The following is an 18,631-nucleotide window of genomic DNA, read 5'->3' as shown; positions in this document are numbered from 1 at the left end:
TGGATATCCCTGATCAAAAATTAGACTAAAGTTGCATAAATTTGCACACCTCGGTGATATCGGCATAATGTGCTGAAACACAAGCTGTCGAGGTACTGTTATGCTCACGCAACTCAAAGTCGCCACACGCCTGATCATACTCAGCGTATTTCCTATTCTGGCACTGATCATCAGCTTCAGCGTCGCACTGAATGATATGCGGTTACTGAACCAGAACACCGACACCATGTTCAACGACAGCATCCTGCCTATTCGAGAGCTGAAAACCGTATCTGACGCATTTACCGCTGACAGCGCCAACGCCCTGAGACAATTCCGCTCCGGGCAGATTCTGGAGCCTGATCTTCAGGAACGCCTGGCTCGCGCAGAAAGCGAAGGCAACGCAGCCTGGGAACGACTGCTACAAGCCAATACCAACGCCGCTTTTCAGCAAGCAGATACCCATATCAAAGCGGTACTCGACTTGCAGAAAAAAATGCTGGAAGAAGCAGCATCTGGGCGACTGCGCCTGACCCCACTACCTATTTTCAACGACAACCTGGCGGCAGCCTATGACCCGCTGACAGCAAGCCTCAACCGACTGATCGATATGGAACTTGAGGCCGCCGCAGCCTTACGTGACCGTGCAGATGCCCAGTACCAGCGTGACCGCAACATGTTTATCATCGTAGGCACCCTGGTGGTACTGATCAGCGGACTGCTGGCCTGGCGCATCTCCGTCTCCATCCAGACCCCGGTGAAACGCCTGTCAGAGACAGTGCAACACATCAGCCGAGACTCCAACCTGACACTGCGCGCCGACATTCAGGGCAAGGATGAAATCGCCGAACTCAGCCGCTACTTCAACAGCATGATGGACCATTTCCAGCAACTGATCAAAAGCCTTGGCAATGCCACAGACCAGCTGGCTGCAGCAGCAGAAGAGATGAGCGCCATCAGTTCACAGGTCAGTGGCGGTGCGCGCGATCAGGAACAACAAACCACCATGATCGCCACAGCCATCAACCAGATGACCGCTGCAATCAGCGAAGTAGCCAGCAATGCACAGAGTGCATCGACATCAGCTGAGCAGGCTAATGAGCAAGCCGGCATTGGCCTAAACCGCACCCATGACACCATTCGTGCCATCGAATCTCTGGCTGAAAGCATCGATTCATCGGCAGAGCGCATCAGCAACCTGGATGCCCAGGCAGAGCGCATCACCGAAGTACTGGATGTCATAGAGGCCATTGCCGAACAAACCAACCTGCTGGCTCTGAATGCGGCCATCGAAGCGGCACGTGCCGGTGATGCCGGACGCGGCTTTGCTGTTGTCGCCGATGAAGTCCGCAATCTGGCAGGCAACACCCAGCAGTCCACTGAACGCATACAACAAAGCATCAGCGACCTGCAACGAGTTGCCAAAGAGTCTGTCCGCGAAATGCAGAAATCCACTCAGGCCGCACGCGCCGGAGTCGACAATGCGCGTGAAAACGGCAGCACCTTCGAAGCCATGAGCACAGCAGTGAATCGCATCATGGACATGAACGTGCAGATCTCTTCCGCAACCGAAGAGCAAACCGCAGTTGCCAATGACATCAACGAGAATGTACATACCGTTGCCCGCATCGTCAGCGAAGTCGTGAGTGGCGCAGATCAGACAGCAGAGGCCAGCCAGCAACTGACCGAACTGGCCCAGCGCCTGAAAGCCGAAGTGGAACAGTTCAAAGTTTAATACTTCTGCTTTGCGCCAGTATCCGCTATACTGGCGCTGATATCTGGGGGTGACATGGCTTCGACGCCGATTACGAACCCTTGGGTGCATGCCGAGAACGTGATGATTCTCGTAAATCCCTCATCACACAGTTATAGTTGCAAACGACGATAACTACGCTCTAGCTGCATAAGTCAGCTAGCGCCGCACTCTAAGGTGTCTGTAACTCAGAGGTTCGCGGTGTCATACGAGACAGAATCGCCTGGATGCTTTGCTCTAAGCTGAAGGGTTAAAACTAAAAGAGCTCGCCCTAAACACCCTGGCTCTCGGGTCGTGATGGGTTAACTAAATAGAGATGCCTAAGCATGTAGGTCCTAAGGCAGAGGATTGGCGGACGCGGGTTCGAAACCCGCCACCTCCACCAAATTGCCATAAATGATTGATTCACAATCATTTTCTTATCAAGAGAACTTTCCCAACCCGATTGGTGACACTCACAGGTGACACTGGGGGGGTCTCAATGACTTCGTCCCCACCCTACACATACCGATCTTCGACAGGCTATTTCTTTGCCCGTTTTGTCGCGCCCAAAGACCTTCGCCAGTCTCTAAACATCCCTGAACGCGAAATTCGCTTCTCTCTTCAAACCAAAGACAAGTTCAGGCGATTTGCCACAGAACCATATAAAGACTATATTAAGTCCTATTTAGATCTGGAGCCCGCCATGCGCTATTCATCACAAGTCAAACCGATCAGCTATCTCAAGGCCAATGCAGCCGAGGTTTTGACGAACCTAGCGGAGCAGCGCGAACCGATGGTTATTACACAAAATGGTGAAGCGAAGGCTGTGCTTCAAGACGTCGCTTCGTACGAAGAGACGCAAGAAACACTGGCCTTACTGAAAATCCTTGCGCTGGGTAATCAGGATGTGATCGCTGGCAAGGTCAAGCCTGTGGCTGACGTTGTTGCCCGCCTCCACGCCAAGCGAGCCTCTACCTGATGTCAGGCAGATCTGCCAAGTTTGAGGTCCTGCTTACCGAAGGCGCGGAGCAAGACTTGGAGGCCATCCACGACTACATCTCCGAGTTCGACTGTGTGACCAACGCCAACTCTGTTTTGGATGAGTTGATGGCGGTTGTGGAGAGTCTGTCGAAATTCCCAGAACCTGGCCGCTATCCGAAGGAGCTGGTAGGTCTTGGGATCAAAGAATACCGTCAGACTTTCTTCAAACCCTACCGCGTGATTTACCGCACCACCGGCAACCAAGTCATTATTTACCTGATTGCTGACGGACGCCGTGACATGCAAGCCGTACTCGCCCGTCGCCTGTTAGGCGCTTAACCCGGAGCACTTCGCACCAGCCTAAACCACTATGTCAGAACACTACCTGCTGATCAAACATCTACACATCACCGCAGCCTATTGCAGCCTTGCGTTCTTTATCCTGCGAGCAGTCTGGTCGGTTGCCGAAGACCACCGCCTAAAGTCCACCTGGGTTCGGGTGACACCGCATCTACTGGATACCCTGCTGTTATTGCTGGGCGTATCGATGGCAGTATTCCTGCAGCTCTGGCCGCTCCCTGACTGGCTCAGCGCCAAACTGGTTGCGTTGTTGCTGTACATTTTTCTGGGAACGCTGGCAATCAAGCGTGGGCCTACACCCCGCATTCGGGCAATAGCTGCCTGTCTAGCGATTCTGGTGTTTATCTATATGCTGGGTGCTGCACATCAGCATCACCCACTTTCATGGGCAACCAGATTCCAGTTATAAAAAAATAATTATTAATTCTTTTTAGTTTTATAAAATACGCTTTATGCTCAGCGCTCTAGAATCTGACGGAGCACTGAGTCATGAAGGGTATCGCCTGGTTAAAAAACGTTCGCCAATTAGGTCTGGGAGTGTTTCTTGGGGGACTTGTGAGTGTGTCCAGCAACGCTCAGGCGGCTGATATTGATCTGTTAAATGTATCCTACGACCCGACCCGTGAGTTCTACCAGGCATACAACGCGCTCTTTGCCGAACACTGGTTAGCCGAATCCGGCGATACCCTACGTGTACGCATGTCGCATGGGGGTTCTGGCCGCCAGGCGCTATCCGTCATGCAGGGCCTCAACGCAGATATTCTGTCACTGGCGCTGGCCTATGATATCGACATGGTTGTCGAACGTACGGGACGTTTGCCCGCTGACTGGCAAGCACAGTTACCTCATGCATCCTCCCCCTACACCTCTACCATTGTCTTTCTGGTCCGAGAAGGTAATCCGAAAGGCATTCAGGACTGGGATGACCTGATTCGTGACGATGTCAGCATTATTACCCCCAACCCGAAAACCTCGGGTGGTGCTCGCTGGAACTATCTGGCGGCCTGGGGACATGCCTATATCCAGGCACTGGGCGGCCTGAGCGCACTGGAGACTGCCGAAGCAGCTCAGCATGAGCAGGCGGAAGCAGCGGCGCGTGATTTTGTACGACAGCTGTTCAGCCGGGTGCTGCTGATGGATACCGGGGCGCGAGGTGCCAGTAACACTTTTGTCGAGCGCGGCATGGGTGACGTGTTGATCGCCTGGGAAAACGAAGCGCTGTTGAGTCTGCAGCATCTGGAGCACAACGGTCTGGAGCTGGTTGTTCCCGGCCTGTCGATTCTGGCAGAGCCGCCGGTTGCGGTGATGACTCAGAATACCGAGCGTCGTCAAACCACCGAAGTGGCCAATGCCTATGTCAATTATCTCTATTCTGAAGCGGGACAGGCGCTGGCGGCGCAGCATTTTTTCCGGCCACAGCACCCGGAACACCTTGACGCTGAAGTACTGAGCCTGTTTCAGCCCGTCACGCTCTTTCGTCTGGAGCAGCTGTTTGGCAGCTGGCAGGATGTGCATCAAAAACACTTCAGTAATGGTGGAGTGTTCGACCAGTTGAACCGTCGCTGAGGGTGTGTGATACACTGAGCTCACTTAATTGTTTGCTGGAAAACTCTACACCATGACTGACCGTTTGACGCTGATCCGCCCCGATGACTGGCACCTGCATTTACGTGATGGTGAGGTGCTGGAACATGTTGTTCCGGCAACCGCCCGCCAGATGGGCCGCGCCATTGTGATGCCGAACCTGAAGCCACCTGTTACACATCTGGAACAGGCACTGGCGTATCGTGAACGTATTCTGGCCGCCGTTCCGCAGGGGATCAGTTTTGATCCCTTGATGACCCTCTATCTGACGGATAACACCACTGCCGACATGATCGCAGCGGCCGGTGCCAGCCCGCACGTCAAGGCAGTGAAGCTGTATCCTGCCGGAGCCACCACCAATTCGGACTCGGGTCTGACGGATCTGGGCAGGCTGGATGATATCTGTGCGGCGCTGACCGAGGCAGACATGCCTTTGCTGGTCCATGGCGAAGTCACTGATCAGCATGTCGATATTTTTGATCGTGAAAAGCAGTTTCTGGATGAGATCCTGACCCCGCTGGCAGCTCGCCATCCTCACATGAAGCTGGTGGTCGAGCATATCACTACCCGTGATGCCGCCGAGTTTGTGCTGGCACATGGTGATAAGGTCGGTGCAACCATTACACCTCAGCACCTGGCGTACAATCGTAACCATATGCTGGTAGGAGGTATCCGGCCACACCTGTTCTGCTTACCGATTCTCAAGCGTAACACCCACCAGCAAGCTCTTCAGGATGCTGTCGTCAGTGGCAGTCATAAGTTCTTCCTGGGCACAGACTCCGCTCCGCATGCCAAAGGCGCCAAGGAAAATGCCTGTGGCTGTGCCGGTTGTTACAGTGCTTATGCCGCTATCGAGCTGTATGCCGAGATTTTTGAAGATCTTGGGGTACTGGATAAACTGGAAGCCTTTGCCAGCTTTAACGGTGCTGATTTCTATGGCCTGCCACGTAACACCGAGCAGATCACCCTGGTCCGGCAGGATTGGCAAGCGCCTCTCGAAATGCCCTTCGGGCAGGATGTGATCGTGCCATTACGTGCGGGTGAAACCCTGCGCTGGAAACTGGCTGTCTGATCGACGCCTGCTGGAGTAAGGCTTATGCTCAATCAGCGTGCGCTGGCGTGTCTGAATGAAGTGGTCAAGCGGGGCTCGATTCGTCGGGCCGCTGCCCATCTGCATATCGATGCTTCTGCGCTCAGCCGCCACATTAAAAGCCTGGAAGAAACATTGGGTGTAGCCCTGTGTGAGCGCCAGGGTAATGGGATGCGCCCTACCGAAGCCGGACGCTTGCTGGTTCGCCACTACCACACCCAGCGCAGTGCAGAAGAAGTGGTGTTGTCACAGATTATGGCGATTCAGGGACTGGCTCGCGGTGAAGTCAGGATCGCTGTTGGAGAAGGTTTCCTCAGCGACCTGATTGCAGCACCGCTACAGTCCTTCATGTCGGCTTTTGATGGAATCGAAATCGAAGTGCGTATGGCGGGAGTGAATGAAGCCATTGCACTGGTCAAGGAGATGGAGGTCAATATTGCCCTGCTCTATGCCCCACCCGTTGACCCGATGCTGACCTGTCACGTGGAAACCTGTCAGCCACTTGATCTGATAGTGCCACCGGAACATCCGCTGTTGGCACTGAATCGTCCGATTCACCTCAGTGAGCTGCAAGGTCTGCCCCTGGGGCTGATGGATAACCCCTTTGGCATGCGCCAGATGGTCAATATGGTGGCACAACAGGAACGCGTACACCTGCATGCCCGCTTGCATACCAATTCAGTCACAGTGCTGAAAAACTTTGTCCGTTCCGGTATTGGCGTGACCTTTATGCCGGAACTCACTGTAGCCGCTGAACTGCAGCGCGGTGAAATCCATGCGCTGCCAATGGCGCACAGTATTCTCAACGGTGCCCGTGCCCAGATTGTCAGCCTGGCCGGTCATGAGCTGACCCTTTCTGCCAAGGCCTGTGTCGCCCACCTGCGTCAGGGTATGCACTTTTTTCGTGCAGATGCACCGCGTCTCAGCGGCCAGAAGGTGTTGTTATAATAACAACACCTTCTCTATTGCATAGTCAACATATCAACTCCTAAGATCGAGCTAACCGGTCTACCGGCCACTCTGAATAACAACAATGGAGATCATTATGTTGAGACACAAAGGGTTTTCCCTGAAAGCACTGGCTGCCAGCTGTCTGCTGTGCGCCGCTACCCTGAGCAGCTATGCAACCGCCGCCACCAGCGTTAACCTGAGTTACAACGGCGCGCCAGATCCGGATAAAAACGCCGTACATGTTTTTGCAACTCACCTGAAGTCGCTGGTAGAAGAGAAAACCAACGGGCAGATCGAGCTGGTACTCTATCCAAACAGCATGCTGGGCACCGAAGAAGAGCGCATGGAGCAAACCATGACCTCACCCAGCCTGAATATTGCTTCTTTTGCGGGTGTCTCTCCTCTGGTTGACGAGGTGTTTGTCAGTGCGACACCGTTCCTGTTCGAGAACTTCGATTCAGCCCGGGCTTTTTTTGATGAAGGTCAGTACTGGCAGGCTATTTCGGCCAAACTGAAAGAACGTGCCGGTGTCGATATGCTGGCAGTCGTTGAGGAAGGCGGATTCCTGGCGTTTACCAACAACAAGCGTCCGATCCACTCACCTGCAGACTTTGAGGGACTGCGTTTCCGTGCCATGGACCCCAGCCAGGTCGCGCTGTATGAAGCCTTTGGCGCATCCGGCACGCCCATTCCCTGGACTGAAGTGTATATGTCACTGCGCACCGGTGTAGCGGATGGTCAGATGAACCCGCCGATGTATATCATTCTGGGCAGTCTGTATGAAGTACAGCAGTACCTGACGCTGGCGAACATCAAGTACTCCATGCAGTTCCTGGTCGGTAACAGCGCGCTGATGGAAAGCCTGGATGACACGACTCGTGCAGCCTTCCTTGAAGCTGTTGCAGAAGCCACCGCTGCTGCACGTACTCACAACGAAGCACAGGTAGAATCACGTATCGCCTTCCTGGCTGAAAAAGGCATGGAAGTGATTCGTCCCAGCACCGAAGACATGGAAGCCTTCCGCAGCATCGGTCAACCGGCATTCCTGACCTGGCTGCATGAGCGAGGAATTGATCCACAGCTGATCGAGATGGCTCTGGAAGACGCCAAAGCACTCGCCAAGTGAAGTGATTCTCGTCAGTGACGTCTCTCTCCGGAGCAGTGCTCAGCGCTGCTCCGGCCTGTTTACGATGGAAATCCTATGAACTGGTTACGATTACAGACACTGTCGTGGCTGCAACGCACGACACTGCTGCTGGCTAGCGCGCTGCTGCTATCCAATATACTGATTATTCTCTATGCCGTGACACTGCGCTATCTCGTCGGGGGTGCTCCGATCTGGACCGATGAGGCCGCCCGTTTCCTGATCATCGGCTGCACCCTGCTGGCTGCGGGAGCCGTATGGGTTGAAGGGGGACATATGCGTATTGCCTTGCTGGAGACCCGGCTGCCTAAACGCCTGTCCCAACTTTTGATCACCTATCAGTGGCTGTTAACACTGGGGATCGCCGTGTGTGCGGCGGTATTCAGCTACCGCTATGCGCTGTCTGTCGGCATGTTCAAAACCCCTGGACTGGGGATCAGCCGAACCTGGCCACTCTTGTCCATGCCCATCGGCTTCGGATTGCTGGCTGTGCAGGTATTACTGCATGGCCCTAAACGCCTGCCCGTGATGTCGGAGAATCCGGAATGACTCTGGTAATGCTGCTCGTTTTCCTGGCCCATGTACTGCTCGGGCTACCCCTGTTTCTGGCCCTTCTGACCACCGCCGTGGTGGGCTTTCTGTTTGTTGACCCCAGCATGATCGGGCGCATCATGCCACAACAGTTTTTTGGTGGTATTAACGTCTTTTCACTGATGGCAATTCCACTGTTTATTCTGGCAGGCAATCTGATGAATGCCAGTGGCCTGACCGAACGCCTGATGCGTCTGGCAAAACTGTTGGTGGGCCATCTGCGCGGTGGCGTCGGTCATGTGAATGTCGTCTCCAGCGTGTTCTTTGCCGGTGTGAATGGCTCGGCAGTAGCCGATACCTCAGCGCTGGGTTCACTGCTGGTACCCGCGATGAAAAAAGAGGGTTACTCTACCGCGTTTGCGGCGGGACTTACTGCCGGCAGCTCATTGATCGGCCCGATTATTCCACCCAGTATTTTCATGATCCTCTATGCTTCGCTGACAAACACCTCCGTCGGCAGCCTGTTCCTGGCAGGTGTCATTCCCGGCCTGATTCTGGGTATCGCCTTCATGGGATTGAACGCCTGGTATGCATGGAAACACCAGCTCAAGAAGCAAGGCGGATTTCCACCGTTAAAGCTGCTGGCAGTAGCAACGCTCGGTGCCATGCCCGCACTGGTCGCGCCCTTTATCATCGTGGCGGGTATCGTCATGGGAATCGTCACACCGACAGAATCCGGTGCTCTGACCGCTGCCTATGTGGCGCTGTGTGGCATGCTGCTGGGGCAACTCAGCCTGCGCGCGCTGTGGCAGGCGATCAAGGACACGGCTCGCCTGACATCAGCTATTTTTCTGATCATGGCAGCCTCAGCCACCATCAGCTGGCTACTGTCCTACGCACAGGTACCGGCTCAGTTTGTTGAGCTGCTGGCACCCTATGTGGATAAGCCGGTCATGATTCTGCTGATACTCAGCCTGATCACCTTTATCACGGGTATGTTCATGGAAGAAGTTTCGGCATTGATGCTGTTGACGCCTATTTTTGCCCCCATTGCCATGATGGCCGGCATCGACCCTGTGCATCTGGGCATCATCATTACGCTGAATATCACCATTGCCCTGATTACACCGCCCATGGGAGCCTGTGTCTTTGTCGCAGCAGCGGTCAGTCGCATCGAAATCGTCGAGCTGTTCAAGACCATCTGGCCCTTTGTACTGACCGCCATTCTGGTTCTGCTCTTGCTGATACTCTTCCCGGCACTGACGCTCTGGCTGCCTAACACGCTCGGATAAACGGATGTTGAACACTATGAAATCGTTACACAACGAACGCTTGCTAAAACCCATTCCCCACCAGACGGAACCTGACTGGAGCCAGGTCAGTCAGATTCCAATTCAGGAGTGTGCCGAACCGCTGGTGCCTTTATCTCTGGCACCCGCACCGATCAAGGTGTTCCCTGCCTATAATCGACTGGGCACACCCGGCGCGGTAGCTGACTGTTTTATCCGCGAGGGTGTCTACCGCCGCCTGCTGGCAGTGGCGCGCTCGCTACCTGATGGCCTGAGTCTGGTGATTCTGGATGGCTGGCGCCCCTGGCGGGTACAGCAGTATCTGTTTGACAGCCTGTATGAAACCATGCACCACCAACACCCGGGCGCCAGCGAAGCTGAGCTCATCGCGATGACGCGTGAGTTTGTTTCGATTGCCAGCCGTGACCCGCTGGCTCCCAGTCCGCATCTGACCGGTGGGGCCGTCGATGTCACCCTATGCGATGCCGACGGCTTGATGCTGAATATGGGTACCCGTTTCGATGAAGCTTCACCGGCTTCGCATACCGATTACTTCGAACAGTTTGCAGAGGGTAGCGCAGAGCAGATTGCCCGTGATCGTCGACGCCTGCTCTTCAATGCCATGTCTCAACAGGGCTTCACCAACCTGCCCAGTGAATGGTGGCACTACGATTTCGGAGATCAGCTCTGGGCCAGCTACAGTGGCGCGGCTCATGCCCTCTACGGACCTACAGAGTTTTCACTCTGATCCAGGATACGTCAGGCATGATCATGTCTGACGTATCAGCTTGCTGGCCAGTTTCTGTAGTCGTGGCGCACCAACCAGAATCAGCACAAATGCAACCGGCCAGGCCACCACAAAGGCTTTCAGCCAGCGCAGCAAAAAGCCATCTACCATGCCGGTGTTCACCAGCGTGATCACAAATGTCATGATCGACACCATATAAACTGACATCAATAATGTGAACACCAAGCGCTGATAACGGGCAGAAAAGATCATCTTCAATACCTGACAATGTAGTTAAATAACTATAATCTAATATATAGTGAATGACTGCATTTGTCACTGATGCAGCACTCAACCCAATTCAACAGCCTGTTGCTGAGCCTTGCGGGCCTGCCACATCCCCCACATAAACAATACCAACGCCGTCCAGATTAGCACGAAGGTGACCACACGCTGCGGCGGAAAGTCTTCCTTGAAGATAAACACGGCAATCAGAAACTGCAGTGTGGGATTAATATACATAATAAACCCAACGACCGATAAATCGAGGCGCTTTGCCGCTGCGGCAAACAGCAGTAACGGTATTGCCGTCATAATACCGGAAGCAATCAACAGCAAAGTGGTGTCAGTTGTCTCCCCAAACAACAGATTCTGTGTCGGGCTCCAGAACTGCCAGAGCAACCATAACAGTGCAATCGGCAACACCAGCGAAGCTTCAACCGTCAGGCCACACAACCCGTCAACAGGATAACGCTTGCGCACCAGACCGTAAAATCCAAAGGTCAACGCCAGGGTTAATGAAATCCATGGCAAACTGCCAAGGCTGTAGAGCTCCCAAACCACTGCCACGGTCGCCAGTGCGCCAGCCACAGCCTGAAGCGGATGCAGCGCTTCTTTCAGCAGTAGTCGCGCCAGCAGCAAACTGATCAGCGGCGTCATGTAATACCCCAGACTCGCTTCCATCACCCGATGCTGTGTCACCGCCCAGATAAACAGCAACCAGTTGGCCGAAATCAAGACTGAAGTCAGTGCTAGCCAAGGCATCAGCTGTCGATTTTTCAACACTTCCAGCAACTGGTTCCGCTTACCTAATAGCAGAATCAGTAACAGAGTGGCTACAACAGACCAGACAATCCGGTTCGCCAATACCTCAAGTGAAGGAACATGGGACAGTAGATTAAAAAACAGCGGAAAGCAGCCCCAGATAATGTAGGCAGACAACGCCAGTAACAGACCCTGCATGTAATTCTCCTTGTGCAAGGACCAGAGCTTAACCTGTAGTGATATAAAATTCAGCTCAATAACCTTTATAGACCGATCAGTTTTATTATATTAGTATTCGCTGTTCAAGTAATACGGACGGACTGAACAGCCCGTGTGAGGTGAGCCGAATGAATCATGGAATACTACTGCGCTTTTCACTGCCTGCGCTGCTTCTGGGCCTGCTGTCAGGTGCTGCCGCGATGTATGTCATACTTCAACCTGACAACGGACTCTATGTCACGTTCAAGAACACTGACACAATTGCCATTGAGTCCATTCAATTAAATTTTGGTAATGCCATCGGACAATCCGACCTGCTGACATTACGCTTGCCACCCGGAGAAGCTCGCCTATTGCATCTCAACCACGAACCGGGAATGGGATTTAATGTTAAAGTACGTTATGCCAACGGCCAACAACAGGAATTCTGCGCAGGACAGGCGGATGATAAACGCAAGCAAACCCTGCTGCTGAAGCGTTAAAACACTAAGGATACACATGACAACGCAACATCAAGGGCGGATAGATTCACTCTACGAGCGTCTGGCAGAAGATGATGAAGGTCGGGTATGCAAAGATATTCCTGAAGATGCCTGCAAAGTCGTTCCGGGCAACTTCTTTGCACTGCTACTGGCCAACACGCTCAGCAATCTGGCCGACAAGCTGGCCAGTGCCAAAACGACCTTGCCCTGGCTGCTCCTGCATCTGGGTGCACCCGCCTGGATGCTGAGCCTGCTGGTCCCGATTCGTGAATCTGGTTCCATGCTGCCGCAAATGTTGATCGGCGCCTGGGTCAGACGCCAGCCGATTCGTAAATGGACCTGGGTTATCGGTGGCACCCTGCAGGGGTTATGCCTGATGGCAATGGGGTTTTGTGCGCTGACACTGCAGGGCTGGGTGGCAGGAGGCAGCCTGATAGGACTGCTGGTCCTGTTCAGTCTGGCGCGTGGAGCCTGCTCTGTGGCTTACAAGGATGTACTGGGAAAAACCCTGCCCAAAACACGCCGTGGACGTCTGTCCGGCTGGATCAGTGCGGCCTCTGGACTGGTCGCCCTGAGTATCGGACTAGCACTCAGCCAGATTCAGCAAGACACTTCTCTGTGGCTCTATACCGCATTACTGTTCCTGGCTGCCGGTTGCTGGTTTGCTGCTGTGTGGTGTTTCAGTCGCATTATCGAGTTTCCCGGTGCAGTCGAAGAGGGAGCCAATGGCCTGGCTCATGCGCTGGGACGCCTGCAGCTGCTGCGCGATGACAAACCCTTCCGTTTGTTTGTCATCGCACGTGCACTGGCGATGGGGTCCGGCCTGGCCGCTCCATTCTATATTGCGCTGGCGCGTGAAGATCTTGGCAGCGCCATTAGCCTGCTAGGACTGTTTATTGCAGTGGAAGGTCTGGCCGGCTTGATCAGCTCGCCTATCTGGGGGCGCTGGGCAGACCAATCCAGCCGTCAGGTGTTTGCTCTGGCCTGTGCTCTGGCCGGTGTGCTGTCAATATTTGTGGCGGGTATTTCCTGGCTGGGCATGCCCGCCGAAGCAACGATGGCACTCTATTTACTGACATTTTTTGGCCTGGGAGTCGCACATGCCGGGGTGCGCCTGGGCCGCAAGACCTATCTGGTGGACATGGCCTCAGGAAATCGACGTACCGACTATGTCGCCGTGAGTAACTCTGTGATTGGCGCCATACTGCTGCTCACCGGCTTGCTGGGCGCTCTGACAGCCCTGATATCTATCCAGGGGACCCTGATTTTACTGGGAGTTGCAGGCCTGGCTGGCGCCTGGTTAAGCCAACGCTGGCCCGAAGTATCCGGCTGACGGGGTGGAGAAAATCCGGCTATCAGGCTATAGTCACAACGCAATTTCGTGCTTGGAACCCGCTTATTCATACAGGGAAATGATCATGTCCAATATGTCCGGTTTGAGTTTATCCGCCTGCATCGCAGCTGCATTATTCATCGGTGGTTGCAGCTCCGTCAGTACCCCTGCAACGGATGTGTCAGAGGTCGCAGAATCCACTACAGCCCAACGTGTCAATCAGAGCTATAGCGGCCTGCTGCCCTGTGCCAGCTGTCCTGGCATAGAGACACATCTGGACCTGCTCAGCGACGGTACCTATTTCCTCACCGAGACCTACCAGGACCGCCCTGAGGGCCAGTTCAGTCGTCTGGGACGCTGGGAAATTGATGGTGAGCGACTGTTACTGCACCATGGCCATGACAATACCCTGATCTACTTTGCGACTGACAACGGCGGCTGGTTACAGGCAGATACCCAGGGACGTCCAATCGTCTCCCAACTGAACTATGAACTGTCACCACTGGGCTGGCAGCCGGCTGAAGTTTCGCTGGAACTGGATGGCATGCTCACCTACATGGCAGATGCCGCCTTTGTTGTTGAGTGCAGCACCGGGCAGGGCTTTCCGGTGGTCATGACCGACCCCTGGCTCGACATTGAGCGTACCTATCTGGCCTCCAGCAGTGCTGGCGGCAGCTATCTGCACACCCGCGCCCAGGTCACACTGAACTGGGAAACCCCCGAAGAAGGTCCTGCACGTCACCAGCTGCGTTTTCAGCAGCTCAAGGAAACCCTGCCTGCAACTACCTGTGGCAGCCCGCTGGCCGATCTGGAACACTATGAGTGGGATCTGGTAGAACTGGACGGTATCACTCCTGATGCACTGCAGGCGATGCACACACGCCCGTTTGTGCGTTTCAGCGGTCAGCAGCTATCCGGCCACAGTGGCTGCAATGTACTGGCAGGCCCGATTCAGCTCGAAGGCGAACGTCTGACCCTGGGCCCTGTCGCCAGTACGCGGATGCTCTGCCAGGAAGTCGCGGAAATTGAATTCCGTTTCCTGCAACTGCTGGAACAGGCCAGTTACAGCAGCCTGGAAGGCACGCAGTGGAGCTGGTATGACGAGGATATGACCCGCCTGGCGTCTTTCCGCCGTAAACCTGTCAATGAATAACACAACTCAACCTGTCAATGGAAAACTGTTGCTATGTATATGGCGTTTAAACACCTACACCTGACATTGGCCGCACTGACTGTGCTGCTGTTTATTGTGCGTGCCGGATTTGTGCTGGTCTGGCCAGCGGGTATCCGCAAACGCTGGATGAAAGTGCTGGCTCACAGCGTGGATGGCCTGCTGATTCTGTCAGCGATTGCCTTGCTGCTGGTGATGCAGATGAATCCGCTGCATGTGGGTTGGGTGCTGGCAAAAATAGTCGCGCTGTTTGCCTATATCGGTTTTTCGGTATATGCATTCAAACTGGCGCCTACCCTGCCGGCACGACTGATCGGTGTACTGCTGGCGGGTGCCGCACTGGCCTATATAGCCATGGTTGCCGTACGCAGAACACCGACACTGGGACTCTTCTGAGCAGAGCCCCGGAAAACTGTCAGAGACGCACCTGGCCGTAGTACTCCCGTATCAGACGCTGGAGTTCACTACGCCAGGGGCGTTGGCGAATACCAAAAACATTCAGGATTTTGCCGCACTTCAGCACTGAAGTTGCAGGACGTTGCGCTTCCGTGACAAAGTCTTTGGAAGCAACCGGCTGTATGTGGTCCACTTTCAAGTCTTCATACTGGCGTGCCGCTGCAATCACCGCCTCACTGAAACCATAGCGCGTGGTCACTTCAGCACCACAGTAATGATAGGTTCCCCAGGCCTCTGCGCCACAACTCAGTTGTTTGATAATTGCCAACACCACTCGTGCCAGATCAAATGCAGAGGTGGGACAACCTCGACGATCATCCACCGCATACATGACACTGCTTTCACGCGCTTCGGACAACAAGCGCAGCATGAAATTGTCACCACGATCGCTGAACAGCCAACTGGTACGCAGGATGATATGACGGGGCAAGGTCTGGCGAATATTCAGTTCGCCCTGTAGTTTACTGTCACCGTAAGCGCCCAACGGCTGAGTGGCATCCTCTTCGGTGTAGCCACTGGCATAATGCCCGTCAAAGACATAATCCGTGGACAGCTGAATCATGGGAATGGACAGATCACCACAGGCTACAGCCAAATGGCGCGGTGCCTCGGCATTGAGCAGCATGGCACGCTGCGGATCCCGCTCAGCACGGTCAGCTGAGTTCAAACCGGCACAATTGATCACATAATCAGGTAAATACCTGTCCAAAGCTGCCACTATACGCTCCGGCTGGGTGACATCCAGTTGCTTGCGATTCAACGCAATGACACTGAAAAAGCCATCCGCTTCAGCCAGACGGGCAATTGCGGAACCCGACTGGCCGTCGGCTCCCGTTATCAGGATTTTGACCGGATCAAACTGCAATCATGGATCTCCGGAAGGTAAAAAGTCAGTTAAACAATGCTTTGGAGTGTAAGGGAAAGTACCGGGTTTGAAAACCTTGTCAGCGTTTTCCCGAGCCCAGCTGGCGCTCCAGCTCACCAATTAATTCGTTGATATATTCTGCAGATTTACCGGTATTCTCAGCCAGCTCCTTGACATGCTCAGCAACCACAGCAAACCCCCGACCCGCTTCACCGGCTCGTGCTGCTTCAATGCTGGCATTGAGGCTTAAAAGTCGCAGCGATTTGAGCATATACAGAATCTTCTGTGTTTCGGAGATAATATTTGCACTGACACCTGCGACCTGCTTCAGGTTGGCATCTCGCTGCCGCTCCTCTTCCTTGCGTTGCTCAATATCCACCACCACGCCTTCAAGAAATGCCAGCTCACCTGTCTTATCGAATACCGCGCCACCGTGCTCATTAACCCACTGCAAAGCCCCTGTCGCTGTACGGATACGGTAATCTATATCCCAGTTTTGACGCGACTGGACCCCGGCTTCAACGGCAGCATCCACAGACGCAACATCATCTGGATGAATCAGCGACACATACGAGGCCTTGCGGTTGTTCAACAGCTCTTCCAGCGCGTATCCGGTGACGTCTTTTACACGTCCGGACATGACCAGCATGGTGTAATGCTCATCATTACGGCAACGATAGAGAAAGCCGTTCATTCGGCGGGTGATACTGTCGTAAACCTGCACAGTATCTGCGGCGGTTTGCAAGTCTGGCTGAGTCATTGTTCAGGTTCACCTATATCTGCAATTGAACCAATATTTGTGCAGCTGCACAACACTATTCATCCCATGTTGGCGGCCAAAAGTAAAGCGATACAGACGTATTTATGGCAGCAACAGCAGTACCAGTTCTGCTTTCCAGCTCAGCAACACCAATGTCAGTAAAGTCATCAGCAAAAATGGCAGGAGTGCTCTGAATACCCGCATAGGTGATTCACCGGTCATGGCCGAGCTGATAAACAAACCAGCACCCACAGGTGGCGTCAGCAAGCCCATCACCAGGGTCAGACATACCACCACACCAAACTGATAGGGGCTGATACCAAAGTCAGCTTGGGCAACCGGCAGCAGAATCGGTACCACCAGAATCAACGCGGCAATTCCATCCAGCACCATCCCTACCAATAACAGCGCCAACACCACCATCAGCAAAAACACAAAAGGATCAGATGTCTGCTGCACAATCCAGGCGGCGGCATTTTGCGGTATATGCTCATACACCAGCACCCAGCCGAATACTCCGGCAGCAGAAATCAGCACGATCACCATACCCGAATTCAAGGCAGTACGCTTCAGCACCTCTGGCAGCTGCGAAAATCGCAGTTCCTTGTACACAAAACGCCCGACTACCAGGGCCCCCAGCGATGCCAGTGCTGCAGATTCCGTAGGTGTCACCGTACCGGTCAGAATCCCACCGATAATCAGCACCGGTATTCCCAGTGCAGGCAGCCCAAACAACAATGCCTGGCGTGCTTCGGCAAAGGACAGCCAGCGACCCGGAGGATACTGCTGTACCAGGCCCAGCAGGGTGATCATCAGAAAGAACAGTCCGGACAGAATCAGCCCTGGGATAATACCGGCAATAAACATGTCCGCAATCGGAACCTGAGCCAGCACACCGAACAATACAAACAACATTGAGGGCGGGATAATTGGTGACAGTAAACCACCCGCAGCGGTAATCGCCGCTGCATAAGGACGGCTATAGCCCTCCTTTTCCATTTCCGGCACCATCGCCCGTGACATAATGGCGATCTGAGACGCCGCAGACCCCATAATCGCGGCCATCATCATGTTGGCCACCAGATTGATATAGGCCATCCCTCCACGGAAGCCGCCAACCAGTATCCGCGCCATGTTGATCAGTCGGCGTGTCAGCCCGCCCTCATTCATCAGCTCACCCGCCAACATGAACAAGGGAATGGCCAGCAAGCCATAGTTCTCAATCGAACCAAACAGCTGCTGGGCGTAGGACTCAAACAGCACTGAGTTGCCGGAAGTGGCAATATAAAATGCAGCCGACAACGCCAGCACCAGTGCGATGGGCACCGCCGCAAACAGCAGGACAAAAAAGACCGCCACCACCATCAAGCCGTCTCCTGCACTGCAACGACCGGCTCACCAAACAACGCATCCATCAGGTTGATACTGGCATGCAGCACCAGTGTCAGCGCCACCCAGGGCATTGCCAGCCAGATCCAGAATTTTTTCACACCCAGTGTGTTGGTGGATTCGGCATAAATAAAGTTGAAGGTATCCATCTGAAACGCCTGGACATCCCAGCCAGACTGAAGCAGGGTCACAGGATCAAACCAGATGATGCAGAAATACACCAGCAACACAGCAAACAACAACACCATCAGGTCACTGAACACCCCCAACCAGCGCCGGGCACTGTCTGGCAACAGGTCAGGCAACAAGGTCACCGACAGGGTTTGTCGGCGCTTGATCACCACCGAGGTAGCCAGAAAGGTCATCCAGACCATGGCATAGATTGCCAACTCATCCACCCAGTAGATCGCCATGCCCAAGGCACGACTGATCACGTTGAGCAGAATCAATACGGAAATCACACCGGCCAGCAGAGCCGCCAGCCAGCATTCCAGCCAGGCGACACCACTGGAGAGTTTACGCAACAGCTGCATTCAACCAG

At 54.1% G+C, this 18,631-nt stretch carries 21 protein-coding genes and 1 other RNA gene; 16 read left to right on the top strand and 6 right to left on the bottom strand.

Annotated features, from left to right (window positions below; genetic code table 11):
• Positions 1-100: 100 nt before the first annotated feature.
• The 12 genes from ADINL_RS04390 to ADINL_RS04340 all read left to right on the top strand — a co-directional run bounded on the left by ADINL_RS04390 (position 101) and on the right by ADINL_RS04340 (position 10,392).
• Complete coding sequence (locus tag ADINL_RS04390; RefSeq protein WP_036544344.1) at positions 101-1,714, top strand: methyl-accepting chemotaxis protein; 1,614 nt, start codon at positions 101-103, stop codon at positions 1,712-1,714.
• 45 nt (positions 1,715-1,759) lie between these two features.
• Positions 1,760-2,117: a transfer-messenger RNA gene (gene ssrA, locus ADINL_RS16200) on the top strand.
• A 96-nt stretch (positions 2,118-2,213) separates the two neighbouring features.
• A complete protein-coding gene (locus tag ADINL_RS16630; protein ID WP_239644330.1) occupies positions 2,214-2,693 on the top strand; it encodes a type II toxin-antitoxin system Phd/YefM family antitoxin in 480 nt (159 codons plus the stop codon).
• The gene (locus tag ADINL_RS04380) at positions 2,693-3,034 is read left to right on the top strand and encodes a type II toxin-antitoxin system RelE/ParE family toxin (RefSeq protein WP_036544340.1); all 342 of its coding nucleotides are present in this window, start codon (positions 2,693-2,695) and stop codon (positions 3,032-3,034) included. The genes ADINL_RS16630 and ADINL_RS04380 overlap by 1 nt, the downstream gene beginning before the upstream one ends.
• 31 nt (positions 3,035-3,065) lie before the next feature.
• Positions 3,066-3,464 (top strand): SirB2 family protein, encoded by a 399-nt coding sequence (locus ADINL_RS04375; protein WP_036544338.1) that lies wholly within the window; start codon positions 3,066-3,068, stop codon positions 3,462-3,464.
• Between the two features lie 80 nt (positions 3,465-3,544).
• Positions 3,545-4,621: a sulfate ABC transporter substrate-binding protein gene (locus ADINL_RS04370; RefSeq protein ID WP_036544336.1), complete on the top strand. Its 1,077-nt coding sequence runs from the start codon at positions 3,545-3,547 to the stop codon at positions 4,619-4,621.
• A 52-nt stretch (positions 4,622-4,673) separates the two neighbouring features.
• Positions 4,674-5,711 carry a dihydroorotase gene (gene pyrC, locus ADINL_RS04365; protein ID WP_036544334.1) on the top strand — a complete coding sequence of 346 codons (1,038 nt, stop codon included), beginning with the start codon at positions 4,674-4,676 and terminating at the stop codon, positions 5,709-5,711.
• 24 nt (positions 5,712-5,735) lie between these two features.
• A complete protein-coding gene (locus tag ADINL_RS04360) occupies positions 5,736-6,677 on the top strand; it encodes a LysR family transcriptional regulator (protein ID WP_036544332.1) in 942 nt (313 codons plus the stop codon).
• Between the two features lie 97 nt (positions 6,678-6,774).
• A complete protein-coding gene (dctP, locus tag ADINL_RS04355) occupies positions 6,775-7,806 on the top strand; it encodes a TRAP transporter substrate-binding protein DctP (RefSeq protein ID WP_036544327.1) in 1,032 nt (343 codons plus the stop codon).
• A gap of 75 nt (positions 7,807-7,881) precedes the next feature.
• Positions 7,882-8,373: a TRAP transporter small permease gene (locus tag ADINL_RS04350; protein ID WP_036544325.1), complete on the top strand. Its 492-nt coding sequence runs from the start codon at positions 7,882-7,884 to the stop codon at positions 8,371-8,373.
• On the top strand, positions 8,370-9,647 hold the full coding sequence (locus ADINL_RS04345) for a TRAP transporter large permease (RefSeq protein WP_036544323.1): 1,278 nt from the start codon (positions 8,370-8,372) through the stop codon (positions 9,645-9,647). The genes ADINL_RS04350 and ADINL_RS04345 overlap by 4 nt, the downstream gene beginning before the upstream one ends.
• Positions 9,648-9,663: 16 nt before the next feature.
• Positions 9,664-10,392, top strand: a complete 729-nt coding sequence (locus ADINL_RS04340) for a M15 family metallopeptidase (protein WP_193364957.1) — start codon at positions 9,664-9,666, stop codon at positions 10,390-10,392.
• Between the two features lie 21 nt (positions 10,393-10,413).
• Here ADINL_RS04340 and ADINL_RS04335 read toward each other — a convergent pair whose 3' ends face one another.
• Together ADINL_RS04335 and rarD are read right to left on the bottom strand one after the other, a co-directional pair.
• Entirely contained in the window at positions 10,414-10,644 is a 231-nt protein-coding gene (locus tag ADINL_RS04335) for a DUF2798 domain-containing protein (RefSeq protein ID WP_036544322.1), read from the bottom strand.
• 78 nt (positions 10,645-10,722) lie between these two features.
• The gene (rarD, locus tag ADINL_RS04330) at positions 10,723-11,613 is read right to left on the bottom strand and encodes an EamA family transporter RarD (RefSeq protein WP_036544320.1); all 891 of its coding nucleotides are present in this window, start codon (positions 11,611-11,613) and stop codon (positions 10,723-10,725) included.
• Between the two features lie 149 nt (positions 11,614-11,762).
• Here rarD and ADINL_RS04325 point away from each other — a divergent pair, with 149 nt between their 5' ends.
• From ADINL_RS04325 to ADINL_RS04310, 4 genes are all read left to right on the top strand, one after another.
• The gene (locus ADINL_RS04325; protein ID WP_051632559.1) at positions 11,763-12,116 is read left to right on the top strand and encodes a hypothetical protein; all 354 of its coding nucleotides are present in this window, start codon (positions 11,763-11,765) and stop codon (positions 12,114-12,116) included.
• 16 nt (positions 12,117-12,132) lie between these two features.
• Positions 12,133-13,449 carry an MFS transporter gene (locus ADINL_RS04320; RefSeq protein WP_036544318.1) on the top strand — a complete coding sequence of 439 codons (1,317 nt, stop codon included), beginning with the start codon at positions 12,133-12,135 and terminating at the stop codon, positions 13,447-13,449.
• Positions 13,450-13,534: 85 nt separating this feature from the next.
• A complete protein-coding gene (locus ADINL_RS04315; RefSeq protein WP_036544314.1) occupies positions 13,535-14,602 on the top strand; it encodes an META domain-containing protein in 1,068 nt (355 codons plus the stop codon).
• Positions 14,603-14,635: 33 nt separating this feature from the next.
• Positions 14,636-15,016: a SirB2 family protein gene (locus tag ADINL_RS04310; RefSeq protein WP_036544311.1), complete on the top strand. Its 381-nt coding sequence runs from the start codon at positions 14,636-14,638 to the stop codon at positions 15,014-15,016.
• 19 nt (positions 15,017-15,035) lie between these two features.
• On the opposite strand, the gene rfbD is transcribed toward ADINL_RS04310, so the two are convergent.
• The 4 genes from rfbD to ADINL_RS04290 form a co-directional block, all read right to left on the bottom strand.
• Positions 15,036-15,941 (bottom strand): dTDP-4-dehydrorhamnose reductase, encoded by a 906-nt coding sequence (gene rfbD, locus ADINL_RS04305; RefSeq protein WP_036544309.1) that lies wholly within the window; start codon positions 15,939-15,941, stop codon positions 15,036-15,038.
• Positions 15,942-16,020: 79 nt separating this feature from the next.
• Positions 16,021-16,701, bottom strand: coding sequence for a methyl-accepting chemotaxis protein (locus ADINL_RS16760; protein WP_051632558.1), 681 nt, complete (start codon positions 16,699-16,701; stop codon positions 16,021-16,023).
• A 102-nt stretch (positions 16,702-16,803) separates the two neighbouring features.
• The gene (locus tag ADINL_RS04295; protein WP_036544307.1) at positions 16,804-18,066 is read right to left on the bottom strand and encodes a TRAP transporter large permease; all 1,263 of its coding nucleotides are present in this window, start codon (positions 18,064-18,066) and stop codon (positions 16,804-16,806) included.
• The gene (locus ADINL_RS04290; RefSeq protein WP_204368193.1) at positions 18,066-18,623 is read right to left on the bottom strand and encodes a TRAP transporter small permease; all 558 of its coding nucleotides are present in this window, start codon (positions 18,621-18,623) and stop codon (positions 18,066-18,068) included. Before ADINL_RS04290 ends, ADINL_RS04295 begins: the two co-directional genes overlap by 1 nt.
• Positions 18,624-18,631: the final 8 nt, after the last annotated feature.

This window comes from Nitrincola lacisaponensis, assembly GCF_000691225.1.
In the GTDB taxonomy this organism is placed as follows: Bacteria; Pseudomonadota; Gammaproteobacteria; order Pseudomonadales; family Balneatricaceae; genus Nitrincola; species Nitrincola lacisaponensis.
This window is presented reverse-complemented; position numbering and strand designations above follow the sequence as displayed.